The sequence below is a fragment of the Pseudomonas sp. H3_C08 genome, from assembly GCF_054669455.1.
The window spans coordinates 234700-253960 of sequence record NZ_CP162803.1; the positions used below are offsets into that span (position 1 = coordinate 234700).

At 60.3% G+C, this 19261-nt stretch carries 19 protein-coding genes; 11 read left to right on the forward strand and 8 right to left on the reverse strand.

The window, feature by feature from the left end; genetic code table 11:
• Nucleotides 1-3: 3 nt before the first annotated feature.
• Nucleotides 4-1161: an efflux RND transporter periplasmic adaptor subunit gene (locus AB4N74_RS01155; protein WP_257357286.1), complete on the reverse strand. Its 1158-nt coding sequence runs from the start codon at nucleotides 1159-1161 to the stop codon at nucleotides 4-6.
• Nucleotides 1162-1427: 266 nt separating this feature from the next.
• Between AB4N74_RS01155 and emhR the strand changes: the two genes are divergently transcribed.
• Nucleotides 1428-2060: an efflux system transcriptional repressor EmhR gene (emhR, locus tag AB4N74_RS01160; protein WP_016982806.1), complete on the forward strand. Its 633-nt coding sequence runs from the start codon at nucleotides 1428-1430 to the stop codon at nucleotides 2058-2060.
• A 396-nt stretch (nucleotides 2061-2456) separates the two neighbouring features.
• Here the strand turns inward: emhR and AB4N74_RS01165 are convergent, their stop codons facing one another.
• From AB4N74_RS01165 to AB4N74_RS01175, 3 genes are read right to left on the reverse strand one after another with little or no spacing between them, the layout of a single operon-like run.
• The gene (locus AB4N74_RS01165; RefSeq protein ID WP_460098004.1) at nucleotides 2457-3506 is read right to left on the reverse strand and encodes an alkene reductase; all 1050 of its coding nucleotides are present in this window, start codon (nucleotides 3504-3506) and stop codon (nucleotides 2457-2459) included.
• Nucleotides 3507-3533: 27 nt separating this feature from the next.
• Nucleotides 3534-4700 carry an MFS transporter gene (locus tag AB4N74_RS01170; RefSeq protein ID WP_007917078.1) on the reverse strand — a complete coding sequence of 389 codons (1167 nt, stop codon included), beginning with the start codon at nucleotides 4698-4700 and terminating at the stop codon, nucleotides 3534-3536.
• A gap of 34 nt (nucleotides 4701-4734) precedes the next feature.
• Nucleotides 4735-5037, reverse strand: a complete 303-nt coding sequence (locus AB4N74_RS01175; protein WP_007917068.1) for an ArsR/SmtB family transcription factor — start codon at nucleotides 5035-5037, stop codon at nucleotides 4735-4737.
• A 170-nt stretch (nucleotides 5038-5207) separates the two neighbouring features.
• Here AB4N74_RS01175 and AB4N74_RS01180 point away from each other — a divergent pair, with 170 nt between their 5' ends.
• Nucleotides 5208-5786, forward strand: a complete 579-nt coding sequence (locus AB4N74_RS01180; protein WP_116254501.1) for an ACP phosphodiesterase — start codon at nucleotides 5208-5210, stop codon at nucleotides 5784-5786.
• A gap of 108 nt (nucleotides 5787-5894) precedes the next feature.
• On the opposite strand, the gene AB4N74_RS01185 is transcribed toward AB4N74_RS01180, so the two are convergent.
• Together AB4N74_RS01185 and olsB are read right to left on the reverse strand one after the other, a co-directional pair.
• Nucleotides 5895-6689: a lysophospholipid acyltransferase family protein gene (locus tag AB4N74_RS01185; protein ID WP_093438604.1), complete on the reverse strand. Its 795-nt coding sequence runs from the start codon at nucleotides 6687-6689 to the stop codon at nucleotides 5895-5897.
• Nucleotides 6689-7444, reverse strand: coding sequence for an L-ornithine N(alpha)-acyltransferase (gene olsB / locus AB4N74_RS01190; protein WP_093438600.1), 756 nt, complete (start codon nucleotides 7442-7444; stop codon nucleotides 6689-6691). The genes AB4N74_RS01185 and olsB overlap by 1 nt, the downstream gene beginning before the upstream one ends.
• Nucleotides 7445-7597: 153 nt before the next feature.
• Between olsB and AB4N74_RS01195 the strand changes: the two genes are divergently transcribed.
• The 5 genes from AB4N74_RS01195 (at nucleotide 7598) to AB4N74_RS01215 (ending at nucleotide 11944) form a co-directional block, all read left to right on the forward strand.
• Complete coding sequence (locus AB4N74_RS01195) at nucleotides 7598-8476, forward strand: acyl-CoA dehydrogenase middle domain-containing protein (RefSeq protein ID WP_093438595.1); 879 nt, start codon at nucleotides 7598-7600, stop codon at nucleotides 8474-8476.
• A gap of 167 nt (nucleotides 8477-8643) precedes the next feature.
• Nucleotides 8644-9717 (forward strand): serine hydrolase domain-containing protein, encoded by a 1074-nt coding sequence (locus tag AB4N74_RS01200; protein WP_460098005.1) that lies wholly within the window; start codon nucleotides 8644-8646, stop codon nucleotides 9715-9717.
• A complete protein-coding gene (locus AB4N74_RS01205) occupies nucleotides 9714-10010 on the forward strand; it encodes an amidase (protein ID WP_460098006.1) in 297 nt (98 codons plus the stop codon). The genes AB4N74_RS01200 and AB4N74_RS01205 overlap by 4 nt, the downstream gene beginning before the upstream one ends.
• A 184-nt stretch (nucleotides 10011-10194) precedes the next feature.
• A complete protein-coding gene (locus AB4N74_RS01210) occupies nucleotides 10195-10785 on the forward strand; it encodes a YceI family protein (RefSeq protein WP_093438581.1) in 591 nt (196 codons plus the stop codon).
• A gap of 1 nt (nucleotide 10786) precedes the next feature.
• Nucleotides 10787-11944 (forward strand): phospholipase D-like domain-containing protein, encoded by a 1158-nt coding sequence (locus tag AB4N74_RS01215; RefSeq protein WP_093438576.1) that lies wholly within the window; start codon nucleotides 10787-10789, stop codon nucleotides 11942-11944.
• Between the two features lie 61 nt (nucleotides 11945-12005).
• Here AB4N74_RS01215 and bglX read toward each other — a convergent pair whose 3' ends face one another.
• Nucleotides 12006-14297, reverse strand: a complete 2292-nt coding sequence (gene bglX, locus AB4N74_RS01220; RefSeq protein ID WP_460098007.1) for a beta-glucosidase BglX — start codon at nucleotides 14295-14297, stop codon at nucleotides 12006-12008.
• A gap of 262 nt (nucleotides 14298-14559) precedes the next feature.
• Between bglX and AB4N74_RS01225 the strand changes: the two genes are divergently transcribed.
• The 4 genes from AB4N74_RS01225 (at nucleotide 14560) to AB4N74_RS01240 (ending at nucleotide 18127) form a co-directional block, all read left to right on the forward strand.
• Entirely contained in the window at nucleotides 14560-15168 is a 609-nt protein-coding gene (locus AB4N74_RS01225; RefSeq protein ID WP_093438567.1) for a LemA family protein, read from the forward strand.
• Nucleotides 15169-15181: 13 nt separating this feature from the next.
• Nucleotides 15182-15937 (forward strand): TPM domain-containing protein, encoded by a 756-nt coding sequence (locus AB4N74_RS01230; protein ID WP_460098008.1) that lies wholly within the window; start codon nucleotides 15182-15184, stop codon nucleotides 15935-15937.
• A 33-nt stretch (nucleotides 15938-15970) separates the two neighbouring features.
• Nucleotides 15971-16588, forward strand: a complete 618-nt coding sequence (locus tag AB4N74_RS01235; protein ID WP_116254496.1) for a TPM domain-containing protein — start codon at nucleotides 15971-15973, stop codon at nucleotides 16586-16588.
• A 321-nt stretch (nucleotides 16589-16909) separates the two neighbouring features.
• On the forward strand, nucleotides 16910-18127 hold the full coding sequence (locus AB4N74_RS01240; RefSeq protein ID WP_460098009.1) for a class I SAM-dependent methyltransferase: 1218 nt from the start codon (nucleotides 16910-16912) through the stop codon (nucleotides 18125-18127).
• A gap of 66 nt (nucleotides 18128-18193) precedes the next feature.
• Here AB4N74_RS01240 and AB4N74_RS01245 read toward each other — a convergent pair whose 3' ends face one another.
• Nucleotides 18194-19099, reverse strand: coding sequence for a DMT family transporter (locus tag AB4N74_RS01245; protein ID WP_116254494.1), 906 nt, complete (start codon nucleotides 19097-19099; stop codon nucleotides 18194-18196).
• Nucleotides 19100-19261 lie beyond the last annotated feature (162 nt).

Below are 19261 nucleotides of genomic sequence, written 5' to 3' on the forward strand. Positions count from 1 at the left end.
GGATTACTCCCCTTTGCCGCCGGCGGCTTTGTCAGCTGCCTGAGCGGGGGCCGGGTTCTTGTTGCCGACATTGGTGGCTTCGGTCGGGTTCACCTGAACACCCGGGCGCACGTATTGCAGGCCTTCGGTGATCAGACGGTCGCCCGCCTTCAAGCCGTCTTCAATCAGCCACTGGCTGCCGACGGTGCGGCTGGCCTTGAGCTGACGCAGCTCGACCTTGTTGTCGGCGCCGACGACCAGTGCGGTCGGGGTGCCTTTGAGGTCACGGGTCACGCCTTGTTGCGGCGCCAGAATGGCCGCAGCGTTGACACCGGCCTGCAACTGGGCGCGGACGAACATGCCCGGCAGCAGGGTGTGATCCGGGTTCGGGAACACCGCACGCAGAGTCACCGAACCGGTAGTCGGGTCGACCGTGACTTCGGAGAATTCCAGCTTACCGTCGAGCTTGTACTGGCTGCCGTCTTCCAGGGTCAGTTTGACCGCTGCCGAGTTTTCGCCGGACTTCTGCAGACGACCGCTTTCCAGCTCGCGGCGCAATTCCAGCAGTTCAACCGAGGACTGGGTGACGTCGACGTAGATCGGGTCCAGTTGCTGAATCGTCGCCATTGCGTCGGTCTGGCCATTGCTGACCAGTGCACCTTCGGTCACCGAAGAACGGCCGATACGACCGGAGATCGGCGCGTACACCTTGGTGTAACGCACGTTGATCTGCGCGCTCTGCAACGACGCTTCCGATTCCATGCGGTTGGACACGGCGGTGTCGTATTCCTGGCGGCTGACAGCCTGCTCATCGACCAGTTGCTTGTAACGGTCAGAGATCGACTTGGTCGAACGCAGGTTGGCTTCGGCGCTTTTCAGGGTCGCTTCATAGACCGATGGATCGATCTGATACAGCTGCTGGCCGGCTTTGACATCGCCGCCTTCCTTGAACAGACGCTTGAGAATGATGCCGTTGACCTGCGGTCGAACTTCCGCGATGCGGTACGCACTGGTGCGGCCCGGCAGTTCGGAGGTGAGGGTAAATGCTTGTGGTTGCAGGGTGACGACGCCGACCTGAGGCGGTGGAGCGGCCGGTGCCGCTTCTTCCTTTTTACATCCGCTGAGCAGCGATGCCAGGGCGACGGCAGTGACCAGAGCGGTAACAGCTGGCTTGAATTGCATGAAGATCCTCGGGTCAGGCGCGCGAAAAGCGCACAAGAAGTGTGGAAGGGTAAAAATTGGGTACCGGGTGGATAAGTAGCTTGCTAAGGAATATACTTACGTTCATGGTTGTTTGTAAACACCTTTGCCACGTACCCACCCTGTTACAAAACTCGTCGCAAGGTTTGAAATTGTAGGCCGGGGAGCAGATCCGTGAGAGATCGCCCCCTCTTTATTCAGCGGATATTCAGCCATCCCTGAAACATCCTGTTTGAGGTTTTACTGTCATGGTCCGTCGTACCAAAGAGGAAGCTCAAGAAACCCGTAGCCAGATCCTGGAAGCGGCGGAGAAAGCCTTTTATGAAAGGGGCGTCGCTCGTACGACGCTGGCCGATATCGCGACAATGGCCGGGGTCACACGTGGTGCTATTTACTGGCATTTCAGTAACAAGGCCGATCTGGTCCAGGCCATGCTGGATTCGCTGCGTGAGCCGCTGGATGAATTGGCCAGGGCCAGCGAAAGTGAAGATGAACTTGATCCGTTGGGCTGCATGCGCCAACTGCTGATTCATTTGTTTCATCAAGTTGCGCTGGACCCGAAAACCCGGCGGATCAACGAAATTCTGTTTCATAAGTGCGAGTTCACCGATGAAATGTGCGATTTGCGCCAGCAGCGCCGGGACGTCAGTCTCGATTGCAACGAGCGCATCGCTCTGACGTTGCGTAATGCGGTCAATCGCGGCCAGTTGCCGGAAGATCTCGACACCGCCCGCGCGGCCATCAGTATTCACAGCTATATCGATGGCCTTCTGTATGGATGGCTTCTGGCGCCGGACAGCTTTGAGTTGCATGCCGAGGCCGAGCGTTGGGTCGATACAGGGTTGGACATGCTGCGCCTGAGCCCCAGCCTGCGCAAATGAAACAAAATGCGTAATTGACACCGCTTATGTCAATTGGCCTGCCTTTATATAGCTTCGCAGCGGGGGGAGTTTAAACGTAGCGAGCTACGCATTTTGTAGGGAATTTGTGTCTTCTGTGTGAATGAGTGTGAGCCGCTTGCCCTCACCCTAACCCTCTCCCAGAGGTAGAGGGGACTGACTGAGGTGTTCTTTCGAGATACACCGACGTGCAAAATCCAGCCAAACTCCGAATTTGAAAACTACACAAATCGGCTCCCTCTCCCTCGGCAGAGGGCTGGGCGGGCGGCGTTCCGATGAGGGGCTACGTACTCAGCCGCGCAATCAATCTCCAGGCGAGCACAAAAAAGCCCCCGACTCTCACAAGTCGGGGGCTTTTGCGTTTCTGCGTGTTGCCTGTTACAGCGCTGGATAGTCGATATAACCGACCGGCCCTTTACCGTAGAACAACTCCGGACGCGCATCATTCAACGGCGCATCCGCCTTCAAACGAGCCGGCAGATCCGGATTGGCAATGAACGGCACACCAAATGCCACGGCATCAGCCTTGCCGCTGGCCAGCCACTCATTAGCGCTGTCCTTGGTGAAGCGTTCGTTGGCGATGTAAGGGCCGCCGAACGCTTCTTTCAATTGCGGGCCGAGGCTGTCGGCGCCTTCTTTCTCACGGGAGCAGATGAACGCGATGCCGCGCTTGCCCAGTTCACGTGCGACGTAGGTGAAGGTTTCCGCCAGGTTGTCATCGCCCATGTCATGGGAGTCAGCGCGCGGTGCCAAGTGCACACCAACGCGACCAGCGCCCCAGACTTCGATCGCCGCATCTGTCACTTCCAGCAGCAGACGTGCACGGTTTTCCAGTGAGCCACCGTAGTTGTCGGTGCGCTGGTTGGTGCTGCTTTGCAGGAACTGGTCGAGCAGGTAACCGTTGGCGCCGTGGATTTCCACGCCGTCGAAACCGGCGGCTTTGGCGTTCTCGGCACCGGTGCGGTAAGCGTCGACGATGTCGGCGATTTCAGCGGTTTCCAGTGCACGCGGGGTTGGGTAGTCGGCCAGTGGGCGCACCAGGCTGACGTGACCTTTAGGCTGGATCGCGCTCGGTGCCACCGGGGCTTCACCGTTGAGGTACGACTCGTGGGAGATACGGCCCACGTGCCACAGCTGCAGGAATATCTTGCCGCCAGCAGCGTGAATCGCTTTGGTCACGTTGGCCCAGCCACGCACTTGATCGTTGGACCAGATGCCCGGGGTGTCCGGGTAGCCGACGCCCATTGGCGTTACCGAAGTGGCTTCGCTGAGGATCAGGCCAGCGGACGCGCGCTGTACGTAGTATTCAGCCATCAGCGCGTTCGGTACGCGGCCTTCGTCGGCGCGGCAGCGGGTCAGTGGGGCCATGATGATGCGGTTGGCCAGCTCGACGTCGCCGAGTTTGATCGGATCAAAAATAGTTGCCATGTCTACAACCCTCGTAGTGAAAGTTAATCAGTTGGTAGCAGGGGCCAGATCGGCATTGCCGTTCTGGCGGAAAGTAATCAGGGTCACCAGCAAGGCGAGCACTGCCAGTGCGGCGGCTGCGAGCGGCACACTGGTCAGGCCGTAGCCGTGGGCGATGACGCTGCCGCCGACCCAGGCGCCGAGGGCGTTGCCGACGTTGAAGGCACCGATGTTCAGGGTCGAAACCAGGTTCGGTGCGGCTTTGCCGAAGGTCACCACGTTGACTTGCAGCGCCGGCACGGCGGCGAAACACGCGGTGGCCCAGAGGAACAGAGTGATTTCAGTCGGGATCAGCGCAACGCTGGTCCAGGTCAGCACGGTGGAAACCACGGCCATGGCGATGAACACGCCGATCAGCGTGGCGGCCATGCCCTTGTCGGCGAGTTTGCCGCCGATGATGTTGCCGACGGTCAGGCCCAGGCCGATCAGCATCAGCGTCCAGGTCACGCCACGTGGCGACACGCCGGTGACTTCGCCGAGCAGCGGGGCGACGTAAGTGAACAGGGTGAATACGGAGGCGGCGAACAGCGCGGTCATGCTCAGCGACAGCCAGATACCCGCACCTTTGAGGGCGGCGAGTTCAGCGCGCATGTCGAGTTTTTCTTCGTCACGCTTGGCCGGCAGGAAGCGGATCAGGCCGATCAGTGCGATCACGCCGATGACGGTCACCGCCCAGAAGGTCGAGCGCCAGCCGTATTGCTGACCCAGCGCAGTGCCCAGCGGCACACCGAGGACGTTGGCCAGGGTCAGACCGGTGAACATCAACGCCACCGCCGACGCTCGCTTGTTGGCCGGCACCAGATTGGCCGCCACCACCGAACCGATGCCGAAGAACGCACCGTGGCACAGCGCGGTGATCACACGGGCAAACATCAGCACGTTGTAATCACTGGCAATCGCACACAGCAGGTTGCCGACAATAAAAATGCCCATCAACGCCACCAGCGCCGCTTTACGCGGCAGTTTGGCGGTGGCCATGGCCATGAACGGCGCACCGATGGCCACGCCGAGTGCGTAACCGGTCACCAGCCAACCGGCGCCGGGGATCGACACACCGAGGTCGGCCGCCACATTGGGCAGCAGGCCCATGATGACGAACTCGGTGGTGCCGATGGCGAAGGCGCTCAAGGCGAGGATGAGTAGCGAGAGGGGCATGCAGGTTTCCTTTTCAGCTGGCTGACGTTAAGGGTCAGAGCTCTTTACTGAGGGTGCTGAGGAACGCCTGGATCACGTCCTCGTTACGTTTGAAAAAGTGCCATTGACCGGCCTTCTGGCTGCTGATCAGGCCGGCGCGTTGCAACGTTGCGAGGTGTGCCGAAACAGTCGACTGCGACAGGCCGCAGCGCTGATCGATCTGCCCGGCGCAAATGCCGTACTCGTGGTTGTGCAACTGTTCCGGAAATTCGTTCTTCGGGTCTTTCAGCCAGTTGAGGATGTCTCGCCGTACTGGGTGCGCCAGGGCTTTTATTATTTCGTCGAGGTCGAGGTTCATGGCAGGGTGCTCACAATGTGTACAACGCTATATCGCGATGTGGCGAAATATAAATCGTTAGATCGCGATACACCAATATGATTTTGATCTGACGTCAGCATAAATTGGTATATCGCGTTATAACGATACGATGGTGTATGGATTGCGGGTCGCAGTGCTAAGCTGCGCCCATGAACTATCTCGCACATTTACACCTCGGTGGCCAGCGCCCCGGGCAACTGCTCGGCAGTCTGTATGGCGATTTCGTCAAAGGTCGGCTGCAAGGGCAGTTTGCGCCGGAGGTCGAGGCGGCCATTCAACTGCATCGGCGGATTGACGTGTTTACCGATCGTCATCCGTTGGTGGACGTTGCGTTGGGGCGGTTTTCCGATACGAGGCGGCGTTATGCCGGGATCGTCCTCGACGTGTTTTTCGATCATTGCCTGGCCCGGGACTGGCGGTTGTATGCCGATCAGCCGCTGGAGGTTTTCACCGCTGATGTGTATCGGGTGCTGACCCGCGAACGGCAACTGCCCGAGCGATTGGCGAAGATCGCCCCGCACATGGTCGCCAATGACTGGTTGGGTTCGTATCAGGAATTTGAAGTGCTGGAGCAGGTGTTGCGCGGGATCTCGCGGCGGCTGAGCCGGCCGGAAGAGCTGGCGGGGGCGATGGAGGAATTGCGGCGGTTGTATGAGCCGCTCAGTGAAGACTTCCGCTTGTTCTACCCACAACTCCAGGACTTCGCCCAAAACCCGTCAATGACATAAAACCAATGTGGGAGCGAGCTTGCTCGCGAAGGCGTCGTGTCAGCCAACATCAACTTTGAATGACATACCGCTTTCGCGAGCAAGCTCGCTCCCACAGGGGTGTGTATTTCAGGCAGCGATCAATTCGCCTGCGCGACGCGGTTCGGCCGGTTTCGCCACCTCACCAAACAACGCCTTCTGCACCGCCTGCTGTGCCTCGAATGCCAACGCCGCACGCTCACGCCCCTGACAGGCAATCGGCTTGAGCAGATGCACTTCGACATCGCCGCAATCATTGCTGAACAGGCGCATCAGGTGCGATAGCAGATCATCGTCACCAATAAACGGCGCCAGCGCATCGATCTCGCCATCACGCAGATAACGGATCGCCACCGGTTGCAGCATCACCTCGGAATCAATCGCCGCCGCCAGCAAGCGACCATGAAAGGTACGCAGCGAGCGCCCATCGGTGGTGGTGCCTTCCGGGAACATCAGCAAGGCATGATCGGTTTGCAGGTGACGGGTCATCTGCTTGCGGATCAACTGGCTGTCGCCCGAACCGCGACGGATGAACAGGCTGCCAGCCTTCGCCGCCAGCCAACCGGCCACCGGCCAGGTGCGCACTTCGGCCTTGGACAGAAACGACAGCGGCGTGAGCATGCCGAGCAGCGGAATGTCGGTCCACGACACATGATTGCTGACCCACAGCATCGGCTGTTTCGGCAGCTCACCGTGAACCGTCACGCGAAAGGGCAGGGCATTGCTCAGGCGCGCCATGAAGAAGCGCGACCAGCGCTGACGCCGTTCCATCGAATGCGCCAGGCCAATCCGTTCAAACACGCCAAAGACAGTGGCCATGGTCAAGCCCAGCGCCACCACCAGCAGCACCCGCGCGATCCGCGCGTACACGCGCAGCCGGCTCATCACACGGCCGCCTTGAAGTGCTTGGCGTAGCGCGGGCAGAGTTCGTCGCGCTTGAGCAGGATGAACACGTCGGCGACCTGGAAGTCTTCGTCCCAGCACGGCTCGCCGCAGATCTTCGCGCCCAGGCGCATGTAGGCCTTGAGCAGCGGCGGCATTTCGGCGATCACGTTGGAAGGAATATCCAGCGTCGGCAGCGGATTTTTCGGTTCGGCGCGCAGGTGTTCGGTGCACAGATAGCGTTCACGCAAACGCTGCATGATCGCGTGGGCCTGGATGCCGCCGTCTTGCATCGGAATGCTCGCGCAACCCATCAAGTAGCTGTAACCGCCCTGATTCAACACTTCGGCCAATTCGCCCCACAACACCGCAATGGTGCCGCCGTTGCGATAGGCCGGGTCGACGCAGGTGCGACCGATTTCGAGGATCGGGCCTTGCAGATGCGTGAGGCCGTGCAGGCTGAATTCTTCTTCGCTGTAAAACTTGCCGAGGCTGCTGGCAGCGGTGTGATCGAGCAGACGCGTGGTCGCGACCAAACGGCCGGTGTTCAAGTCACGCACGCCGATGTGGCTGCAGTGAACATCATAATCATCCATGTCCAGACCCAGTTCCGCGCCTTTCAGTTTGGCGTTGAACTCGCCGCTGAAGACGTTGAAGCGCAAGGCCTGGGCTTGCTGCAAGGCCTCGGCGCCGATCAGGCGTTCGGCTTGCAGGCGGCGTTCATTGCCGGTGTCGCTGATGCGGGCGATCTGAGTCATGTGAATCTCCGTACGGGCCTTTAACCCGTCGTGGGTTGCAGCCGATCGACTTTCTTTATGCAGCCGTGTTGTGCAAAGTCAGGCTATGTAGCCCCGGTGTCATCGCCATGAACGTTCGGTGATGCTTATATGACAGCCCACAAGGAGCCTCTTATGCCCTGGCCAGATCTGCTGCACCGCCGTGAACGATTGCCCGCCGTTGCTGACCTGGCCGAGGGTTTTGCGACGTTGTTGCAGCAACTGGGCAACGTCACCCCATTCGAATTGGCGGTCGCGGGCGGGCGGCGGATGGCGACGCCGGGGCTGGCGTTTCTGGTCGGTTATCAGGCGGCATTGCGCATGTTGTGGCCGAGTGCACCGCTGAGCCTCGGTGCGTTGTGTGCGACCGAACAGCGCAGTTTGCGTCCGGCGGACATGCAGACACGGTTGACGGATTTACGTCTGAGCGGACGCAAGGATTTTGTCACCGCCGGCGATGCGGCGGACTGGTTGCTGATCGCCGCGCGCAGTGAAGAATCCGGTGAATCACCGCGCCTGAGTCTGGCGGTGGTGTATCCCGGCGAACCCGGCGTGACCGTGGAGAAGCTGCCGGCGCTGCCGTTGATGCCTGACATCAGCCATGGTCGGCTGCAGCTTGATAACGCGTTGTGCGAGTTGTTGGCCGGCGATGGTTGGGACGCTTACGTCAAACCGTTTCGTACGTTGGAAGATGTTTATGTACTCAGCGCGATGACCGCGTGGCTGTTTGGCGTCGGCCAGGACAGTGACTGGCCGCAGGCGCTGCAATTGCGCTTGCTGGCGCTGTTGGCCGGGTGTGCGGAGGCGAGTCGGCAACCGCCGAACAATCCGGCCGGGCATGTGTTGTTGGCTGGGTTGTTTGCGCAGTTTGAGGCGCTGGAGGGGGAAGTGAGTCAAGCGTTGGCTGACGGTCCGGCAGAGTGGGCGCAGATGTGGCAACGCGATCAAGGCGTGATGCAGTTGGCGGCGGGTGCTCGGGCCAAGCGTCTGGCCAAGGCTTTGGCGCAGGCTTGACTGGCCTCTTCGCGAGCAAGCTCGCTCCCACAGTTTGATGGCATTCCAACTGAAGGAACTCGGTCAACTGTGGGAGCGAGCTTGCTCGCGAAGGCGGCCTCAGCATCCCCACACATCTGTCATAAACCCCGGCTAGTCTCAGCAGGTTCATTCCCAGAGCCCTCCCCATGCGCAAAGGCCTGTCGCTGTTTCTGCTGCTGATCAGCTTCACCGTTCACGCCGAACAATGGCCGGGTGAAGCATGGCCAATCGGCACGACGATCACCGATACCGGAGCGCTGGAGAATTACGCCTTCCCACCCCGCGATGACAACACCCGCCAAGGCATCCGCACCGACGCACTGCTGATCATCCGCGACGGCCAGATCATCTACGAACGCTACGCCGGCCCGACCGCCGAACAAACCCCGCACCTGACCTGGTCGATCAGCAAAAGCCTGATGGCCACCGTCCTCGGTGTGGCGTACGGCGAAGGCCTGTTCAAACTCGAAGCCCCGGCCGTGCAGTTTTACCCGCCGCTGGAACAACACCCGGCCATCAAAATCGCCGACCTGCTGCACTGGGCCTCCGGTATCGACTGGCAGGAAGATTACGAATACGCGCCACTGAAATCCTCGGTGGTGGCGATGCTCTACACCCGCGGCCATCGCGACATGGCCGCGTTCACCGCCGATCACGATGCTTACGCCGAACCGGGGCAGGCCTTCCGTTATTCCAGCGGCGACAGCAACCTGCTCGCGGCGGCGTTGAAAAATATCGTCGGCCCGCAGCGTTATCCGGATTATCCGTGGACGGCGTTGTTCGAACCGTTGGGCATCCGCCACGCCGTGTGGGAGACCGATGCCAACGGCACGTTTGTCGCTTCCTCTTATGCCTACCTGACCGCGCGGGATCTGGCGCGGGTCGGTTTGCTGATGGCTCGTGACGGGCGCTGGCATGATCGGCAGTTATTGCCCAAGGAGTGGGTGGCGTTCAGCCGCACTCCCTTCGCCAGTTACAAAGCCCATCAGGACGAAGCCGTGCCCGGCGGCCAATGGTGGCTCAATCGTCCAGCCGATGGTGCTGAATCGCCATGGCCCGCTGCACCGCCCGACACGTTTGCCGCCCTCGGGCATTGGGGCCAGGCACTCTACGTGATCCCCAGTGAAAAACTGCTGATCGTGCGTTACGCCGATGACCGCGACGGCAGCTACAGCCATAACGAACTGCTCAAACACGTGCTGAAGGCGGTGCGGCCATGAAGCGCTTCTTGCTGTTAATGCTGGTCCTGCTGCTCGGCTGGATCGTCTACGAGCGCGAAAATCTGTGGGCCTTCCCCGACATCATCAGCGCCTATACCGCCAAGGAATATTGTTCCTGTCATTACGTGATGAACAACGACGCCGAGTATTGTCGTGGCTATGTAAAACAATGGCTGCCGACCAGCCAATTCACCGATGACAGCGCGAACAAAACCATCACGGTCAGCGGCATGGGCCGCAGCAATCGCGCCCAGTGGTTGAGCGAACGGCAAGGCTGTCGCCTGAATCCCTGAAAACACCCGATGGTTTTTTGTGGGAGCGAGCCTGCTCGCGAATGCAATAGCAGGCGCACCTTCTCTGTTGAGACAGATGACGTCTTCGAGAGCAGGCTCGCTCCCACCGGGTGTGATCTTCAGTTTGCAATAACGGTCTGGGCGGTTAAGGTTCGTGCAGGTTTATCGGCCCTACGAGTGTTCAATGTTCAACCGCTCTCTCTGTGCAACCCTGTCCAGTCTGCTGCTCGCCAGCGTCGCATTGCCGGCGCAGGCCAATTGGTATCTGGACGGCGAGTCGTCGCGGCTGTCGTTTGTCAGCACGAAAAACACCCATATTTCCGAAGTGCAACGCTTTCTGGTGCTGCACGGCAAGGTCGACCCCAACGGTCGCGCCGAAGTCGAAGTCGAGATGGATTCGATCAACAGCGGCATCCCGCTGCGCGATGAGCGCATGCGCAAGGAGCTGTTCCAGATCGAGCAATTCCCCGAAGCGACCATCACCACCCAGATCGACCTGCGCCCAATCAACGATCTGGCCCCCGGTGCGCAGCTGGAATTGCGTCTGCCGCTGACCGTCAACCTGCACGGCAAGCAACACGAATACCCGGCTGAGCTGCTGGCGACGCGCCTCGATGACCGGCGTTTTCAAGTGGTCACCCTGGAGCCGCTGGTGATCAACGCCGAGGATTTCGATCTGGTGCCGGGGCTGGAAAGCCTGCGCAAACTCGCCGACCTGTCGGCCATCAGTCTGTCGGTACCGGTGGGTGCGGTGCTGATCTTCACGGCGCGCTGACATGCGCGGCGCGGTGTTTCCGTGGCGCGATGGCAACCGCTTCGAGCTGTTGATCGACGGCCCGCAATTCTTTCCGCGCATGCTTGAGCAGATTGCTGGCGCGCAGGAGCAGATCGAACTGGAGTTGTATCTGGTCGAGGCCGGCGCCTGTGCCGAAACCATCGTGCAAGCGCTGGTGCTGGCCGCCGAGCGTGGCGTGCGCGTGCGTTGCCTATTCGATGATTACGGCAGCCTCGCCTTTACGCTCAACCTGCGCCAGCGCCTGACGCACGCCGGGGTCGAACTGCGTTTCTACAATCGGCTGAACTGGCGGCGCTGGGTCGGCAATTTCTATCGTGATCATCGCAAGTTGCTGCTGGTCGATCAGCGTCTGGCGGTGGTTGGCGGCACCGGTGTCACCGATGAGTTCTGGACACCGGGGCACGACACCAGCGAGTGGCACGAAGTGATGGTCGAGATCAGCGGCCCGCTGGTGATCGACTGGCAATTGCTGTTTGATCGTCAGTGGATCGCCAATCGCTATCGCCGCGCCTGGCGCCCGGCCGCGCATTTTGGTTTACCACGGTTACCACGCGTGCCGGACAAGGGCGAGGGCATGGGCCGCGTGGCGTATGCCGACGCCCGCCAGCACCGCGATATTCTGCAGTCGCTGTTCCGCGCTTTGAACAGTGGGCAAAAACGCATCTGGATGGCCACACCGTATTTCCTGCCGACCTGGAAAATCCGCCGCTCCCTGCGTAAGGCAGCGGCGCGCGGAGTCGATGTGCGGCTACTGCTGACCGGGCCGCGCACCGATCACCCGTCGGTGCGTTACGCCGGGCATCGCTACTACCCGCGACTGCTCAAGGCCGGGGTGCAGATCTTCGAATATCAGCCGTGTTTCCTGCACTTGAAAATGGTGCTGGTGGATGATTGGGTGAGCATCGGTTCGTGCAACTTCGATCACTGGAACCTGCGCTTCAATCTGGAGGCGAATCTGGAGGCGCTGGACCCGTCGTTGACGGCAGCGGTGCAGGCGAGTTTTCTGAAGGACTTCGGGCTGAGTCAGCAGGTGAGTCTGGAGGAGTGGCAGCGCCGGCCGTTGTGGCGGCGGGTGAAGCAGCGGGTGTGGGGCTGGGTGGATCGGGTGGTGGTCAACATCCTCGACCGCCGCGGATAACCGCTCACCTGATGATCGTTCCCACGCGGAGCGTGGGAACGATCAGCCGAGCAAAAACCGGTTACAGCAATTCAAAGCTCTGCTGCGTCACGTCCTGGGAATCCAGGCCGATCTGCACGTTGAACTTGCCAGGCTCCGCCGCGTACTTGAGCTGGGCGTTGTAGAACTTCAGGTCATCCTCGCTGATGGTGAAGTGCACGACTTTCTGTTCGCCGGCCGTGAGCATGATTTTCTGGAAGTTCTTCAGTTCCTTCACCGGGCGGATCATCGAGCCGGTGACGTCCTGAATGTACAACTGCACCACGGTTTCGCCGTCACGCTTGCCGGTGTTCTTGACCATGACGCTGGCGTCGAGTTTGCCGGTGGCGTTCAGGGTGGTCGACGACAGCGCCATGTCGCTGAGGGCGAATTGGGTGTAGCTCAGGCCATAACCGAACGGGAACAGCGGCCCGGTCGTGTCATCGAAATACTGCGAGGTGTAGTTGCCCGGTTTGCCCGGCGTGAACGGCCGGCCAATGCTCAGGTGGTTGTAGTAGGTCGGGATCTGGCCCACGGAGCGCGGGAAGGTCACCGGCAGTTTGCCCGACGGGTTGTAGTCGCCGAACAGCACGTCAGCGATGGCGTTGCCGCCCTCGGTGCCGCTGAACCAGGTTTCCAGAATGGCGTCAGCCGACTGGTTCTCTTCGAGAAGGGTCAGTGGGCGGCCGTTCATCAGCACCAGCACCAGCGGTTTGCCGGTAGCTTTCAGCGCGCGGATCAGCTCACGCTGGTTTTCCGGAATGTTCAGGTCGGTGCGGCTGGAGGATTCGTGAGACATGCCACGGGATTCACCGACTGCCGCGACGATCACGTCAGCGTCCTTGGCGGCTTTCACCGCTTCGTCGATCAGCACGTTGGCCGGACGCGGATCGTCGACCACTTCCGGCGCATCGAAGTTGAGGAAGTTCAGGTAGTCGAGGACCTTCTTGTCGCTGGTGATGTTGGCGCCACGGGCGTAGATCAGGTTCGCCTTGTCACCGATCACCGAGCTCATGCCATCGAACAGGGTCACCGATTGCGCAGGCTTACCCGCTGCGGCCCAGCTGCCCATCATGTCGATCGGTGCTTTGGCCAACGGACCGACCAGTGCGACTTTCGCGTCTTTCTTCAGCGGCAGGGTTTCGTTCTGGTTCTTCAACAAAACCAAGCTGCGACGCGCCACTTCACGGGCCTCGGCACGGTGCAGACGGCTTTCGGCGTAGGTGTCGGCCGGATCGTCCTCAGCCTTGCCGATGCGCAGGTACGGGTCCTTGAACAGGCCCATGTCGTACTTGGCCGCGAGCACTTCGCGTACGGCGTTGTCGATGTCTTTCTGTTCGATCTCGCCGGACTTGAGCAGTCCCGGCAGCTCTTTGCCGTACAGGGTGTCGTTCATGCTCATGTCGATACCGGCCTTGATCGCCAGCTTCGCCGCTTCACGACCGTCGCGGGCCACGCCGTGCTTGATCAGTTCGAAAATCGCGCCGTGGTCGCTGACCGCCAGGCCCTTGAAGCCCCAGTCTTTGCGCAGCAGATCATTCATCAGCCAAGTGTTGGCGGTGGCCGGAATGCCGTTGATCGAGTTGAGCGCAACCATCACACCGCCGGCACCGGCATCAATCGCGGCGCGGTACGGCGGCAGGTAATCCTGGTACATCTTCACCGGGCTCATGTCGACGGTGTTGTAGTCGCGACCGCCCTCGACCGCGCCGTACAGGGCGAAGTGCTTGACGCTGGCCATGATGCTGTCGGCCGCGCTCGGGGTGGCGCCCTGATAGGCGCGCACCATGACGCCGGCAATGCGTGAAGTCAGGTAAGTGTCTTCACCGAAGCCTTCGGAGCTGCGGCCCCAGCGCGGGTCGCGAGAGATGTCGACCATCGGCGCGAAGGTGATGTCGAGACTGTCGGCGGCGGCTTCTTTAGCAGCAACGCGCCCGGACTGACCGATGGCGTCCATGTCCCAGCTCGAGGCGAGGGCCAGTGGAATCGGGAAAATCGTACGGTGACCGTGGATCACGTCGTACGCGAAAAACATCGGAATCTTCAGGCGACTGCGCATGGCAGCATCCTGCATCGGCCGGTTTTCCGGACGGGTGATCGAGTTGAACGTGCCGCCGATGTTGCCGGCGGCGATTTCTTTACGGATCAGCTCTCGGGGCATTTCCGGGCCGATGCTGATCAGGCGCAACTGGCCGATCTTCTCGTCGAGGGTCATTTGCTTCATCAGGTTGCTGATGAACGCGTCCTTGTTTTCCAGGGGTACCGGGGTCGTGGCGGCCAATACTTGATGACTGGCCAGGCTGACGAACAGACCCAGCAAACACAGCTTCTTCATGAATAGTTTTCTCAAGGGCCCAAGCGGCAATGCAACGCCGGCCAGCCAAAATTTAGGGAGCGACTATTGTTGTTCGGGTACAGGCTCAAAGAAACAGAGCCAAAAAACGGCAGCCGACACTTGGCCGCATGATCACGCAGGGCACTTTTTAGCCCATTGCCCCGTCGTAATCCAGCGACGCGGCCGATTATGCCCCAACAGCCCGCTGAGAATGTTTCGCGCTCGGTTTTTATAATGATATGTGCCAAGGAGCATCACTGCGATGAATGTAAGCCCAACCAATCGCTCGCGTTTGCAGGTCGCCACACTGCTGGTGCTGGCCACGCTGTTGACCGCGTGCGGCATCAACAATATCCCGACCCTCGACGAACAGGCCAAAGCTGCGTGGGGCCAAGTGCAGAACCAGTACCAGCGCCGCGCCGACCTGATCCCCAACCTGGTGGAAACGGTGAAGGGTTATGCCAAGCATGAAGAGGAAACCCTCACGGCAGTGATTGAAGCGCGGGCGAAAGCGACCTCGATTCAGGTCGACGCCAGCACCCTCGACAATCCCGAGAAACTTAAGCAATTCCAGCAGGCGCAGGATCAACTGACCGGTGCATTGAGCCGCTTGATGGTGGTCTCAGAGCGCTATCCGGACCTGAAGGCCAACCAGAACTTCCTCGCCCTGCAATCGCAGCTGGAAGGCACGGAAAACCGCATTGCCGTGGCTCGCCGCGATTTCATTCTGGCGGTGCAGAAATACAACACCGAGATTCGCACCTTCCCCGGTCGCCTCTGGCACAGCGTGATGTACAGCGATCTGCCGATCCGCGAAACCTTCGAAGCCACCACGCCCGGCGCGGAAAAGGCCCCGGAAGTGAAATTCTGATTCGAGGTTGTCCATGCGTGTGTTGAAAATGGGCCTGGTGCTGATGCTGTGGCTGTTCGCCGTCAGCGCCCGGGCCGAGTTGATGTTCCCGGCGCTGAGCGGGCGGGTGGTGGACGAAGCGCAGATGCTCGAGCCGTCGGTGCGCACGCAACTGAGCCAGCAGTTGCAGGCCCACGAACAGGCGACCGGCGAGCAGTTGGTCGTGGTCACGCTGCCGGATCTGCAAGGCACGACCATCGAGGACTTTGGCGTTCAACTCGGGCGTCATTGGGCGATTGGTCAAAAGGACAAGAACAACGGCGCGCTGCTGATCGTTGCCCGTGACGAGCGCAAACTGCGCATCGAAGTCGGTTATGGCCTGGAGGATCGGCTGACCGATGCGCAGACTTCAGTGATCATCCATCAAGTCATCACGCCCGCGTTCAAGAGCGGCAATTTCAGCAAAGGCATCAGCGACGGCGTGGCGGCGATGTTGGTGGTGCTGGGCGGCAATCCGCTCGATGAACCGTCGACGGTGTATGAATCCACCGGTGATCCGTCCGATGATTTCATCTCGCGGCATCCGGCATTGTTTGTGTTTTTGGTGATGTTGTTCATCCTGACGGTGTTTGTCTGCCAGATGCTCGGTATCCTGCCTGCCGGCCGGGGCGGCTCTGGAGGAGGGGGCGGCTTCGGCAGTGGTGGCGGATTTGGCGGCGGCGGTGGAGGTGGAGGCTTCAGCGGCGGCGGGGGCAGTTTCGGCGGCGGTGGTTCGTCCGGCGGCTGGTGATATCAGAAGAATAATGAGCAGGCACTTTTCAACATGGCACTACTGACCGAACACGAACAACGCAAAGTCGCCGAGGCGATTGCCCGGGTCGAGCGCGACACCGACGCCGAACTGGTGACGGTGCTGGCCGCGCGCGCTGATGACTACGCGTACATCCCGCTGCTGTGGGCGAGCCTGTTGGCACTGGTGGTGCCGGGCGTCGTGCACTACCTGACCGGCTGGCTGACCCTGCGCAGTCTGCTGTTGGTGCAGTGGGGCGCGTTTATCGTGCTGTGTCTGCTGTTTCGTTTGCCGAAAATCACCACTCATTTGATCCCGCGTCGCGTGCGCCACTGGCGCGCCTCGAATCTGGCGCGGCGGCAGTTTCTAGAGCAGAACCTGCACCACACCGTGGGCAGTACCGGCATGCTGATTTTTGTCTGCGAGGCGGAGCGGTATGTGGAGATTCTGGTGGATGAGGGGATTTCCAAGCGGCTGGATAACAAGAGTTGGGATGCGATTGTCGCGGCGTTTACCGAGCAGGTCAGGCAGGGGCGCACGCTGGAGGGATTTGTGACGTGTATCGAGGCGTGTGGGGAATTGCTGAAGGTGCATGTGCCGGTGACGCAGGTGAGGAATGAGTTGCCGAATCGGTTGGTGGTGTTGGCCTGATAGCCTAAAAGCCAAAGCCCCTCACCCCAGCCCTCTCCCGGAGGGAGAGGGGGCCGACCGAGGTGTCTTGCGCTCGACATCGACCTGAAAGACCGAGGCGATTATGGATTCAAAACAAATCTTTCAAACTTGAGTTCGACTCGGTATTTCAGGTCGGCGTAGCTCGAGAAAACACCTCGGTCAGTCCCCTCTACCTCTGGGAGAGGGCTAGGGTGAGGGCCGCTTTAACCAACCGTTCGGTAAATAAGAGCGTGTCCCCAACCCCCATCCCCCCTAAAATACCCGCCATTCCCGATTCCGCCCGTCCGAGGCCGCTTTTTCATGTCCGTTACTGCCCCGTCCATCAAGCCTGCGCCCGATCACCACGCCCAGTTCATCGAGCTGCTGCAAGCCAGCCTCGAACAGAACGGCTTCATCAAACTGGTGCTGGCCAAATACGTCGGCGAAGAAGTGGATCTGCAGCGAGTCATCATCAAACCGGTGACGGTCAAGGCGCAGCCGAATCTGTCGTTCGTCTATCGCTACAAAACCCGCGACATCACCAAAAACCTGCCCTTGGCTGACGGCGTGGCGGCGATTGCCGAGCTGTTGCCGGTCTCTTTCAAAAATGCGCATTTACTCGCAGTCACTGATGAAGCCCAGCTCGAATACAGCAAAAAGGGCAAGAGCTCGCTGTTCAAGAGCAAACCTCAGCAATTGCGCGAAGCACCGTCCGCTGAGCACAACCGCGAGAAAAATCGCTTCCTCGAGTTGAGCCGACCGTTCCTCAAGGATCTGGGCGTAACCAATGCGCAACATGAGCTGATCCCGGCGATGTCACGCAAGTGGAAGCAGATCAACAAGTTCATCGAAGTGTTCAGCCATGCCCTGACCTCGTCGCCGCTGGCGCTGGACAAACCGGTGCGGGTGGCAGATTTCGGTTCGGGCAAGGGCTATCTGACGTTCGCCATTCACGATTACCTGCGCAATACGCTCAAGGCTGAAGGCGAGGTCACCGGCGTCGAGTTGCGTGAGGAAATGGTCAACCTGTGCAACGCAGCGGCGGCAAAACTCGATCACCCGGGGCTGGTGTTCAAGTGCGGTGACGTGCGCAGCGTGGCGCCGAGCGAGCTGGACGTGATGATCGCCCTGCATGCCTGCGACATCGCTACCGATTACGCGATCCACACCGGCATCCGTTCCGGCGCGTCGATCATCATGTGCTCGCCGTGCTGTCACAAACAGATCCGCCTGCAGATCCAGAGCCCAGCGTTGCTCAAGCCGATGCTGCAATATGGTTTGCACCTGGGGCAGCAGGCGGAAATGGTCACCGACAGCTTGCGCGCGCTGTTCCTTGAAGCCTGCGGTTACGAGACCAAGGTGTTCGAGTTCATCTCGCTGGAACACACCAACAAGAACAAAATGATTCTGGCGGTGAAGCGCGCCGAGCCGGTGGACCCGGCGCAGTTGTTGGTGAAGATCGAAGAGTTGAAGGCCTTCTACCACATCAGCGAGCACTGCCTGGAAACCCTGCTGCGCGCTGACGGCTACCTCGCCTGACACAAAACCCTGTGGGAGCGAGCTTGCTCGCGAAGGGGCCATAACAGCCAACATCATCGTTGACTGTCAATCCGCCTTCGCGAGCAGGCTCGCTCCCACATTTGATTTCACCGCGGTTTTGCGGCCGAGCATGACGGTCGCAATCACGCCACACGCAAACACCCAGGTAATCGGCTCGACATGTTCACCAAAGAACAGCGCCGAAAACGCGATGGTGAAGAAAATCTGCAATAACTGGATCTGACTGACCCGGGCGATGCCACCCATGGCCAGCCCGGCATACCAAGCGAAAAACCCAAGAAACTGCGAAAACAGCGCCACATACCCGAACGCCCACCAGGCCTTGGCCGACACCGCGCCCTGATGTTGCAGCGCCAGATACAGCACCGGCCCGATCAACAACGGCGTCGACAACACCAGCGCCCAGCAGATCACCTGCCAGCCGCCCATCTCCTTGGCCAATCGACCGCCTTCGGCATAGCCCAGCCCACCGACGGCAATCGCACCGAGCATCAGCAGATCACCCGCTTGAATACTGCCGGCTCCGGTGTACAACGCATAACCGAGGACCAACGCACTGCCCAACGCCGCGCAGGCCCAGAAGGCTTTTGACGGCCGCTCATGGGACAACCACGCGGCATACAGCGCCACGCACAGCGGTTGCAGTCCGTTGACCAAGGCACCGTGGGACGCCGGCAATGTCTGCATGGCCCACGCCGACAACACCGGAAAACCCAGAATCACCCCGGCGATCACCAGGCTCAGGCCTTTGACTTGCTGCCACGTCGGCCATTTCTCGCGCCGCCACAAAAGCAGCAGCGCCGCCGGAATTGCCGCGAACAACGCGCGGCCCAAACCGTTGAGCAATGGATGCAGTTCCTGCACCACGATGCGGGTGAAGGGCAGGGTAAGGCTGAAGATCACCACGCCGAGCAGGCCGAGGGCCATGCCGGTGTTTTCGCGCGAGGACATGATGAGGGACCAGAATCGTAGGGCATTGGAAGGTGTCCTCATCTAGCCATAATCTGCGAATTTCGGGGTGTTACAGCTAGGCACGGACTTAGGCGTACAGTTTCAGGGCCCCTTCGCGAGCAAGCTCGCTCCCACAGGAGAATGCATTCCAAATGTGGGAGC

Coding starts and splice junctions, on each gene's coding strand:
- AB4N74_RS01155 (WP_257357286.1), bottom strand. CDS start 1,161: ATGCAATTCAAGCCAGCTGTTACCGCTCTGGTCACTGCCGTCGCCCTG.
- emhR (WP_016982806.1), top strand. CDS start 1,428: ATGGTCCGTCGTACCAAAGAGGAAGCTCAAGAAACCCGTAGCCAGATC.
- AB4N74_RS01165 (WP_460098004.1), bottom strand. CDS start 3,506: ATGGCAACTATTTTTGATCCGATCAAACTCGGCGACGTCGAGCTGGCC.
- AB4N74_RS01170 (WP_007917078.1), bottom strand. CDS start 4,700: ATGCCCCTCTCGCTACTCATCCTCGCCTTGAGCGCCTTCGCCATCGGC.
- AB4N74_RS01175 (WP_007917068.1), bottom strand. CDS start 5,037: ATGAACCTCGACCTCGACGAAATAATAAAAGCCCTGGCGCACCCAGTA.
- AB4N74_RS01180 (WP_116254501.1), top strand. CDS start 5,208: ATGAACTATCTCGCACATTTACACCTCGGTGGCCAGCGCCCCGGGCAA.
- AB4N74_RS01185 (WP_093438604.1), bottom strand. CDS start 6,689: ATGAGCCGGCTGCGCGTGTACGCGCGGATCGCGCGGGTGCTGCTGGTG.
- olsB (WP_093438600.1), bottom strand. CDS start 7,444: ATGACTCAGATCGCCCGCATCAGCGACACCGGCAATGAACGCCGCCTG.
- AB4N74_RS01195 (WP_093438595.1), top strand. CDS start 7,598: ATGCCCTGGCCAGATCTGCTGCACCGCCGTGAACGATTGCCCGCCGTT.
- AB4N74_RS01200 (WP_460098005.1), top strand. CDS start 8,644: ATGCGCAAAGGCCTGTCGCTGTTTCTGCTGCTGATCAGCTTCACCGTT.
- AB4N74_RS01205 (WP_460098006.1), top strand. CDS start 9,714: ATGAAGCGCTTCTTGCTGTTAATGCTGGTCCTGCTGCTCGGCTGGATC.
- AB4N74_RS01210 (WP_093438581.1), top strand. CDS start 10,195: ATGTTCAACCGCTCTCTCTGTGCAACCCTGTCCAGTCTGCTGCTCGCC.
- AB4N74_RS01215 (WP_093438576.1), top strand. CDS start 10,787: ATGCGCGGCGCGGTGTTTCCGTGGCGCGATGGCAACCGCTTCGAGCTG.
- bglX (WP_460098007.1), bottom strand. CDS start 14,297: ATGAAGAAGCTGTGTTTGCTGGGTCTGTTCGTCAGCCTGGCCAGTCAT.
- AB4N74_RS01225 (WP_093438567.1), top strand. CDS start 14,560: ATGAATGTAAGCCCAACCAATCGCTCGCGTTTGCAGGTCGCCACACTG.
- AB4N74_RS01230 (WP_460098008.1), top strand. CDS start 15,182: ATGCGTGTGTTGAAAATGGGCCTGGTGCTGATGCTGTGGCTGTTCGCC.
- AB4N74_RS01235 (WP_116254496.1), top strand. CDS start 15,971: ATGGCACTACTGACCGAACACGAACAACGCAAAGTCGCCGAGGCGATT.
- AB4N74_RS01240 (WP_460098009.1), top strand. CDS start 16,910: ATGTCCGTTACTGCCCCGTCCATCAAGCCTGCGCCCGATCACCACGCC.
- AB4N74_RS01245 (WP_116254494.1), bottom strand. CDS start 19,099: ATGTCCTCGCGCGAAAACACCGGCATGGCCCTCGGCCTGCTCGGCGTG.